The 15,008-nt window shown below is 72.7% G+C and carries 13 protein-coding genes; 8 read left to right on the forward strand and 5 right to left on the reverse strand.

Annotation, left to right across the window (positions count from 1 at the left end; translation table 11 throughout):
- The first annotated feature begins 9 nt into the window (after positions 1-9).
- The 3 genes from hmgA to RBJ65_RS37970 all read left to right on the forward strand — a co-directional run bounded on the left by hmgA (position 10) and on the right by RBJ65_RS37970 (position 3,669).
- Positions 10-1,335, forward strand: coding sequence for a homogentisate 1,2-dioxygenase (hmgA, locus tag RBJ65_RS37960; RefSeq protein WP_306319340.1), 1,326 nt, complete (start codon positions 10-12; stop codon positions 1,333-1,335).
- Positions 1,336-1,398: 63 nt separating this feature from the next.
- Positions 1,399-2,148 carry a GntR family transcriptional regulator gene (locus RBJ65_RS37965; protein ID WP_306319341.1) on the forward strand — a complete coding sequence of 250 codons (750 nt, stop codon included), beginning with the start codon at positions 1,399-1,401 and terminating at the stop codon, positions 2,146-2,148.
- 309 nt (positions 2,149-2,457) lie between these two features.
- Complete coding sequence (locus tag RBJ65_RS37970; RefSeq protein WP_306319342.1) at positions 2,458-3,669, forward strand: type ISP restriction/modification enzyme; 1,212 nt, start codon at positions 2,458-2,460, stop codon at positions 3,667-3,669.
- An 87-nt stretch (positions 3,670-3,756) separates the two neighbouring features.
- Here RBJ65_RS37970 and RBJ65_RS37975 read toward each other — a convergent pair whose 3' ends face one another.
- Positions 3,757-4,467 (reverse strand): TetR/AcrR family transcriptional regulator, encoded by a 711-nt coding sequence (locus RBJ65_RS37975; protein WP_306319343.1) that lies wholly within the window; start codon positions 4,465-4,467, stop codon positions 3,757-3,759.
- Positions 4,468-4,530: 63 nt separating this feature from the next.
- On the opposite strand from RBJ65_RS37975, the gene RBJ65_RS37980 reads away from it, so the two are divergent.
- Entirely contained in the window at positions 4,531-5,511 is a 981-nt protein-coding gene (locus tag RBJ65_RS37980) for an ATP-binding cassette domain-containing protein (protein WP_306319344.1), read from the forward strand.
- A 91-nt stretch (positions 5,512-5,602) separates the two neighbouring features.
- Positions 5,603-6,388: an ABC transporter permease gene (locus RBJ65_RS37985; RefSeq protein WP_306319345.1), complete on the forward strand. Its 786-nt coding sequence runs from the start codon at positions 5,603-5,605 to the stop codon at positions 6,386-6,388.
- An 18-nt stretch (positions 6,389-6,406) separates the two neighbouring features.
- Here the strand turns inward: RBJ65_RS37985 and RBJ65_RS37990 are convergent, their stop codons facing one another.
- From RBJ65_RS37990 to sigK, 4 genes are all read right to left on the reverse strand, one after another.
- Positions 6,407-8,146 (reverse strand): amidohydrolase, encoded by a 1,740-nt coding sequence (locus RBJ65_RS37990; RefSeq protein WP_306319346.1) that lies wholly within the window; start codon positions 8,144-8,146, stop codon positions 6,407-6,409.
- 242 nt (positions 8,147-8,388) lie between these two features.
- Positions 8,389-8,658 (reverse strand): hypothetical protein, encoded by a 270-nt coding sequence (locus tag RBJ65_RS37995; RefSeq protein ID WP_306319347.1) that lies wholly within the window; start codon positions 8,656-8,658, stop codon positions 8,389-8,391.
- Positions 8,659-8,784: 126 nt separating this feature from the next.
- Positions 8,785-9,567: an anti-sigma factor gene (locus RBJ65_RS38000; protein ID WP_306319348.1), complete on the reverse strand. Its 783-nt coding sequence runs from the start codon at positions 9,565-9,567 to the stop codon at positions 8,785-8,787.
- Positions 9,564-10,106 (reverse strand): ECF RNA polymerase sigma factor SigK, encoded by a 543-nt coding sequence (gene sigK, locus RBJ65_RS38005; protein WP_306319349.1) that lies wholly within the window; start codon positions 10,104-10,106, stop codon positions 9,564-9,566. The genes RBJ65_RS38000 and sigK overlap by 4 nt, the downstream gene beginning before the upstream one ends.
- Positions 10,107-10,352: 246 nt before the next feature.
- Here sigK and RBJ65_RS38010 point away from each other — a divergent pair, with 246 nt between their 5' ends.
- The 3 genes from RBJ65_RS38010 (at position 10,353) to RBJ65_RS38020 (ending at position 15,000) form a co-directional block, all read left to right on the forward strand.
- Positions 10,353-11,912, forward strand: a complete 1,560-nt coding sequence (locus RBJ65_RS38010) for a DUF4331 domain-containing protein (protein ID WP_306319350.1) — start codon at positions 10,353-10,355, stop codon at positions 11,910-11,912.
- Positions 11,913-12,019: 107 nt separating this feature from the next.
- Positions 12,020-13,438 carry a lipopolysaccharide assembly protein LapB gene (locus tag RBJ65_RS38015; protein ID WP_306319351.1) on the forward strand — a complete coding sequence of 473 codons (1,419 nt, stop codon included), beginning with the start codon at positions 12,020-12,022 and terminating at the stop codon, positions 13,436-13,438.
- Positions 13,435-15,000, forward strand: coding sequence for a nickel transporter (locus RBJ65_RS38020; protein ID WP_306319352.1), 1,566 nt, complete (start codon positions 13,435-13,437; stop codon positions 14,998-15,000). Before RBJ65_RS38015 ends, RBJ65_RS38020 begins: the two co-directional genes overlap by 4 nt.
- The last annotated feature ends 8 nt before the right edge of the window (positions 15,001-15,008 follow it).

The raw sequence follows: 15,008 nt of genomic DNA on the forward strand, positions 1-15,008 counted from the left end.
GGGGCCACGATGAGCGGGGACGCACGCAAGACGGCACAGAATCTCGACTATCTGTCGGGGTTCGGGAACGAGCACGGTTCCGAAGCCGTGCCGGGGGCCCTGCCCGAGGGGCGCAATTCGCCGCAGCGCGCACCGCTCGGCCTCTACGCGGAGCAGCTCAGCGGCGCCGCGTTCACCGAACCCCGGGCGCACAACCGCCGTTCGTGGCTGTACCGGATCCGCCCGTCGGCGGCGCACCCGGAGTTCACGCGTGTCGACAACGGTTCGGTGCGCTCGGCCCCGTTCACCGAGACCGTCCCCGACCCCAACCGGCGCCGCTGGAACCCGCTGCCCGAGCCCGCGCCGGGCACGGACTGGCTGGCGGGCCTGTGGACGCTCGGCGGGAACGGCGACGCGACGCAGCGCAGCGGCATGGCCGTGCACCTCTACCACGCCAACTCCCCCATGACGGACCGGGTGTTCAGCGACGCGGACGGCGAGCTGCTGATCGTGCCCGAGCGGGGCGGGCTGCTGCTGCGCACCGAGTTCGGGCTGCTCGCGGTCGAGCCGAACGAGGTCGCGCTGATCCCGCGCGGGGTCCGCTTCCGCGTGGAATTGCTCGACGACTCCGCGCGCGGGTACGTGTGCGAGAACTACGGCGCCCCGTTCCGCCTCCCCGACCTGGGCCCGATCGGCGCCAACGGCCTCGCGAACGCGAGGGACTTCAGGGCCCCGGTCGCCGCGTACGAGGATGCCCCCGATGACGCCGCCCGGCCGGTCGAGGTGGTCAACAAGTTCTGCGGCAACCTCTGGTCGGCCGTCTACGACCACTCCCCGCTCGACGTCGTCGCCTGGCACGGCAATCACGTCCCGTACGTGTACGACCTGCGCCGCTTCAACGTCATCGGCACCATCTCGTACGACCACCCGGACCCGTCCATCTTCACGGTGCTGACGTCTCCGTCCGACACCCCGGGGCTCGCGGGCGTCGACTTCGTCGTGTTCGCGCCGCGCTGGCTGGTGGGCGAGGACACGTTCCGGCCGCCGTACTTCCACCGGAACGTGATGAGCGAGTACATGGGGCTCATCGAGGGGGCGTACGACGCGAAGGCCGAGGGCTTCGTCCCCGGCGGCGGCTCGCTGCACAACATGATGTCGGCGCACGGCCCGGACCGGGACACGTTCGACAAGGCGAGCGCGGCGGAGCTGAAGCCGCAGAAGGTGGACGACGGTCTGGCGTTCATGTTCGAGACGCGCTGGCCCGTCACGCTCGCCCCGCACGCGGCGACGGCCGGGCATCTGCAGCGCGGCTACGACGACGTGTGGCGCGGCCTGGAACGCCACTTCCGCGGATAGGGCCGTGGCGTCCTGGCCTCCGCCGCATTGCACCACTCCCCCCACGACCGGTACGGATAACCCGTGACGTCATTCGCCCCGGACTCGATCGTCCTGAACCGCAAATTGCCGCTCTGGTATCAGGTGTCGCAGTCCCTGCGCGCCTCGATACTCGGGAGAGCGCCGCAGGACCCGCTGCGCCTGCCCACCGAGGAACAGCTCGCGGGCCATTACGGGGTCTCGGTCCTCACCATGCGTCAGGCTCTGAAGGAACTGGAGGACGAGGGGCTCATCACGCGGCACCGGCGGCGGGGCACGTTCATCGAGCCGGATGCCCAGCAGGGCGCGCCGGTCCGCCTGTTGGGGTCGGTCGACGCGATCGTCGCGCAGCAGTCCGGCATGACGACGCGGCTCCTCAACCACGGCACGGTGCCGGTGCCGGTGGCCTTCGCCGAGCACTTCCCGGGGGCGGCGACGGTCCCCTCGTACCACCGGCTGCGCGCCGACGAGAAGACCGGCGAACCCACGAACCACGCCCGCAACTACCTCCGGCCGGATCTGGGGGCGCGGGTGGACCTCGCGGACCTGGAGCGGTGGCCGATGACGAAGGTGCTGCGGGATGTGGTCGGGGTCCGCATCAGCCGCATCACGGACTCCGTCCAGGCGCGGTTGGCCGACCCGGAGACCTCCCGCCTCCTCGAAGTCCCCCTCCTCAGCCCGATCCTCCACTACACGGGCATCACGTACGACGAGGAAGGCCGAGTCCTCGACGTAGCCGTCATCCACTACCGCGGCGACCGCTTCTCCTTCACGGTCACCCTGGACGCGGATTGACCCTCCCCCCCGGCACCGTGGTTACGCTCCCGGGGCTCCGCCCCGGACCCCGCTGCTCAATCGCCGCAGGGGCTTGAAATACCGACCCCACCCCAGCCCCGCCGGCGTTTGAGGCGCGGGGGCCGACAGGCCCCATCCAGCCCCGCCGGCGTTTGAGGCGCGGGGGCCGGGGCAGAGCCCCGGGGCCGTAACGCACGGGGACCGGCGGCCCCATCCAGCCCCGCCGGCGTTTGAGGCTCGGGGGCCGGGGCAGGGCCCCGGGGCTGTAACCGACTGGGGCCGAGGACATGAGGGGAGGCGCGGCATACGATGCCGGGCGTGACCAACGACCAGCTCAGCGAAGCGCCGCGCCTCGCAGACCTCATGCCGTGGTCCGCGCCCCCGCTCCGCACAGGCCGCACCTGGCCCATCGCCCCGGACGCCCCATCCCTGAAGGCCCGCTGGGACGCGTTCGTACGCGCGGACCAGGCCGACCGCGCCACCCTCCTCGAACCCACCCGCACCCGCACCCTCCACACCCCCACCGCCCAACTCCCCGGCCAACGCACCGGCACCGAACCTCTCGCCCACGCCTCCGGCCCCTGCCCGGCCCCCGTCCCCCTCCTGCACGGCCCGTTCGACGAGCAGTGGCTCATCCCGGACCAGCGCCTCCTGGACGCGGCACGCCCCGAGTTGTGGCGGGTGGCGGACGAGCGCCAACTCTTCCTCGTGGAACAGGGGTACGTGCCCGACGCCGGCGGCCCCGCCCTCCTCGCCTCCGCCGCCCTCCCCGAGGGCCGCTCCCCCGCGGGCCGCCCCGGCCGCATCCGCCCGCTGTACCGCCGCCCCGGCGGCGCGGAGCCGAACGTGGCGCCGGGCCTGCTCACCCACCTCTCCGGCAGCTACGACCAAGAGGTCACGGCCGCCGACCTGTTCGCGTGGATTCTGGCGGTCGGCGCCCGCGCCGGTTCCCCCGACGTCCGCGTTCCGCTGCCGGACGACGCCGACGTGTGGGCCCACGGCGTGGAACTCGGCCGCCGCGTCCTGCGGTTGGAGCGCCGCGACGGCGAACGCCCCAAGCTCCCCGGTGGCCGCCGCCCCTACGTACGCGCCCCGCTCCCGGCCCGCCCCACGGAGATCACCTACGACCGCGACGAGGAGGCCCTCCTCATCGGCGACGGACGCGTGTCCCCGGTCCCGGCGGCGGCCTGGGACTTCCGCGTCAGCGGAGTCGGCGTCCTGGAACAGTGGTTCGCGCGCCGCACCACGCCCGCCGAACCCGGCACCCTCGCGGCCATCCGCCCGAAGGCGTGGCCTCAGCCGTGGACGTCACAGCTGCTCGAACTGGTCACGGTCCTCACACTGCTCGCGGAACTCCGGCCCCGACAAGACGAGTTGCGCGCGTCCGCCCTCGCCGACCCGCTCACCACGAAGACCCTGGAGCAGGCCCACATCCTGCCCGTCCCGGACACGGCCTACCGCCCGGCCTCCGTCCTGGACCACCAAGAGGAGGGACCCGGCGGCCAGTTCGCGATCCTGTGACGCGACCACCAGCGCCACCATGACACCCCATCCCGGAAAAGTGTCGCAGTTGTACGTATAACTGCGACACTTTTCCGGGATGGGGTGTCACTGCGCCGCGAACCCCTCCAGCGTCCGCCGCACCGCCCGCTCAAACACCGCCTCCGGGTCGACCGGGCCCGCTTCCTCCGCGAACGCCGCCGCGAGCCGCGCGTACCGGCCCGAGGCCAGCTCCTTGCCCAAGTGCGCGGCCCGCACCGCCCGTTCCCGCTCCGCGGTCCACGGCAGCGACCGGGTCCGCTCGGCCGTGGCGATCTCGTTGGCGACGTACGTCGTGACCACACTCGTCACCGCCGCGACCAGCTCCATCTTCGTGCCGTACGGCAGGTCGAGCGGATCGAGGCAGGCCAGGCAGTACTCCAGGTACGCCAGCGCGTTCGGGCTGAAGCCGTAGACCGGTGACATCAGGCCCGGCAGCCAAGGGTGCCGGTGCATCACAGCCCGCCCCTGCCGGGCGAGGCCGAGCAGATCCGCCCGCCAGTCCCCGCTCGGCTCGGGGAACTCGTACTCGGCGCTGACGGCGTCGACCATCAGCTCGTACAGGTCCTCCTTGCGCGGCACGTAGTTGTACAGCGACATCGTGCCCATGCCCAGCTCACCGGCGATCTTCCGCATGGACACCGCGTCGATGCCCTCGGCGTCGGCGACGCGCACCGCCGTCGCCGCGATGTCGGCCCTGCTGTGCGCGGGCCTCGGCCCCCGCCCGGCGCGCTCGGGGCGCGCCCAGATCACTTCGGGTTCGGCCGCTCGGCCCGCCATTGATCATCACCTCGCGCACCATCCTAGTTACGTACGCCGTACGTAGTGGGTTACGGTGGGGCCATGACTTCTACGTACGCTGTACTTAGTGAGGGTCTGGAGAAGCGCTTCGGCAGTGGCCCGAAGGCCGTGCACGCCGTACGCGGTCTGGATCTCGCCGTCCGCGAGGGCACGGTCTGCGGCCTGCTCGGGCCGAACGGGGCCGGCAAGACGACCGCCGTCCGGCTGCTCACGACCCTGCTCCGCCCCGACGCCGGCACCGCCCGCGTCGCCGGGCACGACATCACCGCCGACCCGCAGGCCGTGCGCCGCCGCATCGGCGTCACCGGCCAGTACGCCTCGGTCGACGGCGACCTCACGGGCCGCGAGAACCTGCGGCTCTTCGCCCGCCTGCTGCGCGCGCCCCGCGCCCGTGCCCGCGCCGACGAGCTGGTCGAACGCTTCGAGCTGACCGACGCCGCCGACCGCCCGGCCCGCACCTACTCCGGCGGCATGCGGCGCCGCCTCGACCTGGCCGCGAGCCTCATCACGCCGCCCGCCGTGCTCTTCCTCGACGAGCCGACGACGGGGCTCGACCCGCACAGCCGCAATGGCATCTGGGAGGCCGTGCGCGAGCTGTCCCGCCAGGGCACGACCGTCGTCCTCACCACGCAGTACCTGGAGGAGGCCGACCAGCTCGCCGACGACATCGTCCTCGTCGACGGGGGCCGCGCCGCCCACACCGGCACGCCCGCCGAGCTGAAGGCGCAGATCGGCCACTACGCGGAGGTCGTCGTCGCGGAGGAGGCGGGCGAGCAGGCGCTGCACGCCGCCGCCGTCGTCCTCGACCAACTCACGGGCTCCAGGCCACAGTTGGATGCGGACCGCCGCACCGTCGGCGCCGTCGTCCTCGACCCGGCCGTCACTCTGCCCCGGGTCGTCCGCGAACTCGACGCGTCCGGCGTCCCGTTGCTCGACGCGACCCTGCGCCCGCCCACCCTCGACGAGGTGTTCCTGCGCCTCACCGTCACCGCCCCCACCGACTCCGAGGAGATCGCCGCGTGAGCGCCGCCCTCCGCCACGACGCGCCCGCCGCTCCCGGCCGCCGCCACCCCCGCACGCACCCGATCACCACCGAGACCCCGGAGGCCGCCGCATGAGCACCGCCATCCTCTACGACGGCACGGCCATGCTCGGCCGCCACCTCCAGCGCGTCCGGCACGCCCCGGCGATCCTGGTCATGACGCAGACGATGCCGATCGTCTTCCTGTTGTTCTTCGGCTACGTCTTCGGCTCCGCGCTCGCCATGCCGGGCAGCGACTACCGGGCGTTCCTGGTGCCGGGCATGCTGGTCGCGACCGCCGCGGGCGGCATCATGACCGGGATGTTCGGCGCCGCCCAGGACTCGCACCGGGGCGTGATGGACCGGTTCCGGACCATGCCGATGAGCCGGGTCGCGGTGCCGCTCGGGCAGGCCGCCGCCGATCTGCTGACGACGGCGGTCGGGCTCGTCCCGCTGATCCTCGTGGGGCTCGCGATGGGCTGGCGGATCGAGGGTGGACTGCCGGGCGCGCTCGGCGCGTTCGGGCTGCTGCTGCTCTTCCGGTTCGCGACGACCTGGGTCGGCATCCTGTTCGGGCTCGCCTCGCAGAGCGAGGAGGCGGCGGGCCAGCTGGGCAGCGCCACGTTCATGCTGCCGCTGCTGTCGAACGCGTACATCCCCACCGACGGGATGCCCGGCTGGGTGCGCACGCTCGCCGAGTGGAACCCGATCAGCGCCGTCGCCACCGCCGTGCGCGACCTGTTCGGCAACGCGCCGGTGCCGCACGACGCGGCGTGGCCGGTGACGCACCCCGTGGCGGGCTCGCTCGCGTGGTGCGCGGTGCTGCTCGCGGTGTGCGTGCCGCTCGCCGTCCGCCGCTACGCGCGCGGCGGACGGTGAACACACCCCACGTAGCGGCTACTTCTGCGGTTCCAGCTCAGGGCCGAGCGAGGAGAACTTCTCCTGGGACACGACCCGCTTCGGCGGCCACGTGATGTTGCTCGGCGGCCACTTCTGCCCGGTCTTCTTCAGGAACCACTCCGGCGGCTCGTACATGGGCGGCTCATAGCCGTCCGGGATCGCCGTCTTCCACTCGACGTCCTTCGTACGGTCCTTGAACTCGTCCTTGATCGCCTTGAGCCGCTCCGGCTGGGTGATCAGGTCGACCGCCGTGGCCGCGAGGTACTTCGCGGCGGCGAGCACCGCGGCCTGTCCTGGCGCGGCGGCGGCGCAGGCGGCGGTGGACCAGGTGTGGAACTTGCCGCCGATGGGGGCGAGCGCGGCGCCCATCGACACGGTCGGCACGTTCCAGCTGATGTCGGCGACATCGGTGGAGCCGCCGCCGAGGAACACCGGGTCGGGCGGCTTGAGTTCACCGATCTTGTCGTGCATGCCGGCCTCGGGAAGCCCGAGCGACTTCTGCAGCTCCTTCGCCAGCGCCTGGGCCTCGTCCGTGAACTTCGGCGGCCCGATCTGCCGCATGTTGTCGTGCAGCAGCTCCGCGAAGGAGCGGGACGGCAACTGGTTCCAGCAGGCCGACGTGATCCGGTGGCGCACCTTCGTCTGCGATGCCTGCGCCGCCGCCTCCGAGATCGCGATCACCTTGTCGAGCAGCACCTGGACGCGCTCGGTGCTGCCTTCGCGCACGTAGTAACTGATCTCCGCGATCTCGGGTGTCACGTTCGGAATGTCGCCGCCGTTGTTGATCACCCAGTGCAGCCGGGCGGACGGCGCCATGTTCTCCTCGCGCAGGAACTCCGACATCGTCGCCATCATCACGGCGGCGTCCAGCGCCGACTTGTTGCCGAGCGGAGTGCCGCCGTGTCCGGCCACGCCGAGGAACGTGAAGGTCACGGCGGTCATGGCGTTCGTGGTGCCCCAGCCAGTGGCGTTGGCGGTGGAGGGGTGCCAGTCGAGGAAGGCGTCCAGACCCTCGTACACGCCCTTGCTGACCGCGTACGTCTTGCCGATCAGGGTCTCCTCGGCGGTGGAGCCGAAGAACTTCACGGTGACGGGCAGCTTGTGCTGCTTCGCGGCCTGGGCGACGGCGGCGGCAGCGGCCGCCGCGGCGGTGCCGAGGGCGCTGTGCCCACAGCCGTGGCCCGGTCCGTAGCTCGGGGTGAAGGGGTCGTGGATGTACTCGCGCGGGTCGTGGTGGCCGACGCCCTTGCTCTGGGAGAGGCCGGGCAGCGCGTCGTACTCGCCACTGAAGCCGAGGGTCGGGCCGCCGCTGCCGTACGAGTAGGTGGCGGTGAACGCGGTGGGGAAGCCGGCGGTGCCGAACTTCACGTCGAATCCGGCCCGTTCGAGGAATCCGGCCTCGGCGAGCGAGGAGTTCCACTCGCGCAGCGACAGCTCGGCGTGTTCCCAGATCTCCTCGTTCAGGCCGGTGATACGGGAGCTGTTGGCGCCGATCCAGTCGAGGGCGGCGGACTTGGCGGGGCTGTCCTTGGCGAGGCCCTCAGGGGGTTCGTACGCGGCGCCGATCGCTTCGGGGGCGTCCGCGGCGGCGGCCATCGCCGGGTCGGCCTGCGCGGTCATCGCGGCGGTGGTCACTCCGGCGGCGCCGAGCATCTGCACGATGCGGCGTCTGCTGATCCGCGGTCCTGACGTGTTCTGCGGCGTCTCGTGCTCGTGGTGGTCGTGCAGGTCACACACGCGTACCTCCGGGGGGTGAGGCGGGTGTAGCTGTACCGGGCAACGACGATCACGCGCCACACTGAACCCTGGAGGTTGCCTCGTCAACCACGCACGACAAAGGCCCGCATCGCCCTCCTTGCCGGAGCGTCCGCCACTTGCCGTGGGGATGACGGTCGCTGATGTGCACAGCGGAACGCCGGACGGCGTGGAGGGGCGATGCGGGCCCTGTCTCTTGCTGGGGCGGCCTGGTGGCCTTGTCGCTAGTGGCCGCCGAAGAGCGAGCGACGAAGCCGCCGCAGAGGCGCGAAGAGCGAGACCCTCCGCACTCGTGCGCGACTGCCGCTGCGCTCGTGCGCCGTGTCCCGCGTGGTCAGCTCGCGCATCAGCGACGTCGCCTCGACCGTCTCGCGCTGCGGGACGGCAGGGCCGCCGAGCACCGAGAGATGGCGGTCGAGACGCGAACTGGTCGCACTGTTCCCGCAGGTGATCGCAGGCACACGTGGCCTGCTGCGCACTGTTATCTGTTCCATGTCACTCCCCACCCGTACGAGGGCACCCGGCCCGGGCAGGTTAACCCTATCGCCCCCGCCCGACACTCGTGTATCCCGGTAGCAGTATTCACCTCCCCCGTAAGGAGGTTGACGACACGAAGCCGCTCACTCTCCGAATCCGACGGATTCCAGGGCGAGTTGGACAAGTGGGGTGCTTGTCGGCCGCTTCGAGCCGCCCTTCGGCTCGGTCGTGACAGCGAGTGAGGAGGCGTCAGGAGTCAAGCCGGTGGCCACCACGGGCGTGTCGGAGCCGCCGTCGGGCACCAGGCCGAGGGAGCGCGGCGGCGCGGCGGGCTCCATGAGCCACAACTGGTGCACCCGTCCCGCGGGCGGCGCTTCGAGACCTGTGACAGTGATCACCGCGCTGCCGCGCTCCGCCGACGCGACCACGTTGAGCCCGTCCGCGCGCACGCCCTGCGCGTCCGGCGCCGCGAGCACCCGCGTCACCTCCCGCGCGGCGGCCCGCTGCTCGTCGAGCCGGTCAGAGGCGCGGTCCAGCTGTACGGCGAAGAGCGCGGCCACGGTGAGCGCGGCGGCCCCGGTGGCCGCGCCGAGCGGAATCAGCAGTCCACGCGCGCGTGGCGCGGCGCGCGGCCGGTCCGCCGCGTCGGCCGCCTCCCTCGCGGGGACCTGCTCGGTGACGCGTACGGCGGCCAGCACCCGCTCGCGCAGTTCGGCGGGCGGTGCGACGGCGGCCGAGCAGGCGAGCCGCACGGAGCTCTCCGTCAGCGCGCGCACCTCGTCGGCGCAGGTCTCGCAGCGCTTCAAGTGCCGCTCGAAGCGGGCGCGTTCGCGGTCGTCGAGGGCATCGAGGGCGTAGGGCGCCACGAGGGAGTGCCGGTTGTCTCCCAGCGGCAGGCGGTCGGTGAACGGGATCCGGCGCTTCATGCGGCGTCCCCCAGGCAGGCGCGCAGCCGGGTCAGCCCGTCGCGCATCCGCGTCTTGACCGTGCCTAGCGGCACGGAGAGGTGCTGCGCGACCTCCCGGTAGGTGTAGCCCTCGTAGTAGGCGAGGGTGACGGAGCGGCGCTGGAGTTCGGTGAGGCCTTCGAGGCAGCGGCGCACCCACTCGCGGTCCAGGTTCGTCTCGACCTGCTCGGCGACCTCGTCGAAGGCGGTGCGGTGCCAGCGGCTCGCGGCCCGCTCCTCGCGCTCCCGGGCGGCGCGGGCCTGCCGCACCCGGTCGACCGCTCTGCGGTGGGCGTGGGTGAGCACCCAGGCCATGGCGGTGCCGCGGCGCGGGTCGAAGCGGGCGGCGTCCCGCCACAGTTCGAGGAACACCTCCTGGGTGACCTCCTCGGACTGGGCGGGGTCGCGCAGGACCCGGAGCACGAGCCCGTACACCGAGCCCGACACCGTCTCGTACAGCTCCTCGTACGCCCGCACGTCGCCCTGCCCGACCAGCGGCAGCAACTTGTCCACCCGCATCGGCTGTTCCCCTCCCGTCGGCGGCGCGGCCCGCTGCCGCGCCGCCCCCACTACGTCGTTCGCGGCCGGACCCGGTCCGGATCGGGGGCGGCGCGAACTTTCGCCGAGAAGTACGGGCGAGCGGGGGCGCGGCACCCAACCGATCGGCACCCGATCGGCGGGAGACCAATCCGCCGGGACCGGCGCGCCGAATGGCTTGGCGTCAACCGCACTTCGTGCACGGACCGCGTGAGGACGGACGGACCCATGACCTCTCTGCCAGCGAAGCCCCGGCGGGCTTCGGCAACGATGGCGCTCCTGGTGTGCGGCGCCCTGGCCGCCGGCGGCCTCGCGGCCGCGGGCGCGCCGGGGTTCGGCCCGCAACGGGCGGACGCCTCAAGCCACCGCGAGGCCCCGCTGATCTCGGGGCAGCCCCAGTACGACAACACGGACGTGTACGCGTTCGTGAGCCCCGACAAGCCGGACACCACGACCCTCGTGGCGAACTGGATCCCCTTCGAGGAGCCGGCGGGCGGGCCGAACTTCTACCCGTTCCCGGAGGACGCCCAGTACGACATCCACGTCGACAGCGACGGCGACGCGCAGGGCGATCTGCTCTACCGGTGGACGTTCAACACCCAGACGAAGAACGGCAACACGTTCCTCTACAACACCGGCCCGGTGAAGAGCCTCGACGATCCGAACCTGAACGTCACGCAGACCTACGACATCGATCTGCTGCGCCTCAAGGACCAGAAGATCGTCTCCAAGTCGAAGATCGCCGACGACCAGCCGGTCGCGCCGTCGAACGTCGGCAAGGCGTCGATGCCCGACTACCGGAAGCTGCGCGACCAGGCGGTGAAGAAGATCGGCGGCGGCGTCACCTCGTACGTGGGCCAGGCCGACGACCCGTTCTTCCTCGACCTGCGCGTCTTCGACCTGCTGTACGGCGGGAACCTCTCCGAGGTAGGCCGGGACACCCTCAAGGGCTACAACGTGAACACGGTCGCCCTCCAGATCCCCACCGCGTTCCTCACGGAGTCGAAGGACCAGCCGACGATCGGCGTGTGGTCGACGACCCAGCGCAAGGACGCGCAGGGCGACTGGAAGCAGGTCTCGCGGCTCGGCAGCCCGCTGGTCAACGAGGTCGTGAACCCGCAGAAGGTGAAGGACAGGTTCAACGCGTCGGCGCCGTGGAACGACAGCCAGTTCCTGCCGTTCGTGACGGAGCCCGAGCTGCCCAAGCTGATCGAGTCGATCTACAAGATCAAGGCCCCGAAGACCCCGCGCAACGACCTGGTGGACGTCTTCCTGAAGGGTGTGAAGGGGCTCAACCAGCCGCCGGGCGTGCGCCCTTCGGAGATGCTGCGCCTCAACACGTCGATCCCGCCGACGGATTCCCCGAAGCGGCTCGGTGTCCTTGAGGGCGACAAGGCGGGCTTCCCGAACGGCCGTCGGCTCTCCGACGACATCGTGGACGCCGAGCTCCAGGTCGTCGAGGGCGAACTCCTCGGCAAGAAGAACGACCTGGGCGACGCCGTCGACGCCAACGACAAGAAGTTCGAGTCCTCGTTCCCGTACGTGGCGCTGCCCACGTCAGGGTCGCGCGGGCCGCTCGCCAAGAGCAAGTCGCAGAGCGACACCGAGGTCCGCGACCAGCTCACCGGCAACGCGGTGTCCTCCAACTCGGGCGGCGACGACAACACGCTCCTGACGGCCTCCCTCGCGGCGGCCGGCGCCGGATTCCTGCTGATCGGCACCGGGTTCGTGTGGTGGCGCGGCCGGAGCAGGCGGCGCGCGAACTTCGGACCGCCGTTCTCCGGCTGAGCCCGGCCCGGCACCTGTCACACCCCACCGACCGGCGCGGCCCGCGTGCCCGACCCTCTCCACCGCGGGCCGCGCCGACCACTCGTCCACACCTCCCAGGAGCGCGCATGCAGGTCTTGTCCGGCAAGAAGACCCAGGGCAAGAAGACCGCGGGCAAGAGGATCGAGCGCAAGCGGATCGGGGCGGCGGCATTCGGGGCGGCGGCGTTCGGGCGGCTGCTCGCGCTCGGCGCCGCGCTCGCCCTCGCCGTCACCGCGGGCAACCTGATCGCCGAGGACGACTCCCCGCCGAAGCCCGCGACCACGGGAACCGTCCCGAACCCGGCCCCGGCCCGGCTCGCCTCCGGCGACCTCGACCGCGGCGTCAAGGAACTGCAACGCCACCTGGAGGCCCGGCCCAAGGACTACGCGTCCTGGGCGTCCCTCGGCACGGCCTACGTCGAACAGGCCCGGGTGAACGCCGACCCGTCCCGCTACCCCCAGGCCGAACGCGCCCTGACCCGCTCCCTCGAACTCCGCCCCGCCAACGACCCCGCCCTCGCCGGCCGGGCCGCCCTCGCCTCGGCCCGCCACGACTTCCACGGCGCGCTCCGCCTCACCCGCGAGGCCCTCGCCGTGAACCCCTACAGCGAGGCCGCGCTCGCCCTCCGCGTCGACGCCCTCGTCGAACTCGGCCACTACAAAAGCGCGTTGAAGGCCGCCGAGACCGCGGACTCCCGCCGCCCCGGCATCCCGGCCTTCACGCGTTTCTCTTACGTTCATGAGCTGCGCGGCGACGCCACGACCGCCCGCAAGGTCCTCACCCGCGCCCTCACCAGCGCCACCGCCCCCGGCGACGTCTCGTACGTGGCCACCGCCCTCGGCCAACTCGCCTGGCGCCAGGGCGCGTACAAGACCTCCCTGCGCCACTACGCGACGGCCCTGCGCGCCGACCCGAACGCCGTCGCCGCCCTTGAAGGCCGCGGCAGGGCGCGGGCCGCGAGCGGCGACACGGCGGGCGCGATCCGCGACCTGAAGACGGTCGTCGAGCGCGCCCCGCTGCCGACGGCCCTGGTCGAACTCGGCGAGCTGTACGAGGCACGGGGCGACACCAGGGCGGCGAAGCGCCAGTACGCCCTCGTCGGCACCTGGCTGCGGCTCACGCGCGCGGGCGGCGTCGACGTCGACCTCGACACGGCGCTCGCGTCGGCCGAGCACGGCGACCGCGCGGCGGGCCTGAAGGCGGCGCGCGCCGAGTGGCGGCGCCGGCACACCGTGCACACGGCCGACGCGCTCGCCTGGGCGCTGCACGCCAACGGCCGCGACAAGGAGGCGCTGCCGTACGCGCGCCGGGCCACGGCGACCGGCTTCGGCGAGGCCTCGTTCCTCTACCACCGGGGCGTGCTCGAACTCTCCGTCGGCGACCGCTCCGAGGGCCGCGCGCTGCTGCGCGAGGCGCTGGACCGCAACCCCGGCTTCTCGCCGCTGGGCGCGAAGGCGGCGCGGGCGGCGCTGGCGAAGCCGACCGGCGAGGGGGCCTCCCGATGAACCGCCGGAAGACGAACCGCTGGAAGACGAACCGCTGGAAGACGAACCGCTGGAAGCGGTACGCGGCGGTGCCCGCGGTACTGGGCGCCGCAACGGCGGGCCTCCTGCTGACCTCGTCCCCACCGGCCGCCGCGCACCCCCTCGGCAACTTCACCGTCAACCACTACGACGGGTTGCTCCTGCGCCCCGGCGCCCTGCGCGTCGACCACGTGGAGGACCTCGCGGAGATCCCGACGCAGCAGGTGCGGCCCGAACTCGACGAGCGGGGGCGGGCGCGGTGGGCGCGGGAGCGGTGCGCCGGCGCCGCGCGGCAGGCCCGGGTCACGGTCGACGGGCACCGCACGGAGCTCAAGTCGGGCGCTGCCGATGCTGTGCTGCGCCCCGGCCAGGCCGGCCTGAAGACGCTCCGCGTGGAGTGCGCGTTCACCGCGCCGCTGCCACGCGGCGAGAGGGCGCGCGTCGAACTGCGTACCGGCGTCGCCAAGGGGCCCGGCTGGCGCGAGATCACGGCGCGCGGCGACCGCCGGACCCTGACCGACTCGAACGTGCCCACCACGTCGACCTCCGCCCGCCTGACCCGCTACCCGAAGGACCTGCTGTCCTCGCCCCCCGAGCGGGCCGCCGCCACGGTCACGGCCGTGCCGGGCGGCCCCGCGGCCCCGGTCGAGAGCGGGAGCTCGGCCGGGGCCGCCCCTGGGCGCCCGAACGGCTCCGAGATCCTGCCGCGCGGCGCCGACCGCTGGACCGAGGCGCTGGGCGGCCTCGTATCGCGGCACGAACTCACCCCGGGATTCGCCGCGTTGGCGCTCGGCTTCGCCCTCGTCCTCGGCGCGCTGCACGCGCTCGCGCCCGGCCACGGGAAGACCCTGATGGCGGCGGCCGCCGCGGCCCGCAGCCGGGCCCGCCTCCGTGACGTACTGCCGCTCGCGGCATCCGTGACGGTCACCCACACCCTCGGCGTGATCGCCCTGGGCATCCTCGTCACGGCGGGCTCCGCGGCCACGCCCTCCGTGATCGCCTGGCTGGGCCTGGCGAGCGGCGTGCTGGTGACGGCGGCGGGGGTGGGCCTGCTGCGCAGGGCATGGCGGTACCGGAAGGCGACACAAGCCCATGCACACGGACACGACCACGGGCACGGGCACCCACACCCGCACGGCCACACCCACCCGCACGGCCACCCGCACACCCACCCCGCGCCCCAACCCACCCTCCGCGGCACCCTGTTCCTCGGTTTCGCCGGGGGCCTCGTGCCCAGCCCGTCCGCCGTCGTCGTGCTCGTCGGCGCCGCCGCGCTCGGCAAGGCGTGGTTCGGGCTGCTGCTCGTGTTCGGTTACGGGGCCGGGCTCGCGCTCACCCTCACCGCGGTCGGCTTCACGGTGGTGCGGATCGGCGGCCGGATCGCGCGGGCGCTCGCGGAGCTGCCGCGCCCCGGACGCGGCGGCCCGCTCGGCGCGCTCGTACGCCGTGGTCTGAGCCGCGCGGTGCCGTTCGGTTCGGCCTTCGTCGTGGTGGTGCTCGGCTGCGGATTGCTGTTCAGGGGGGCGGCAACCGCACTCGGCTGAGCTACTTT

The organism is Streptomyces sp. KL109B (assembly GCF_030766935.1).
In the GTDB taxonomy this organism is placed as follows: Bacteria; Actinomycetota; Actinomycetes; order Streptomycetales; family Streptomycetaceae; genus Streptomyces.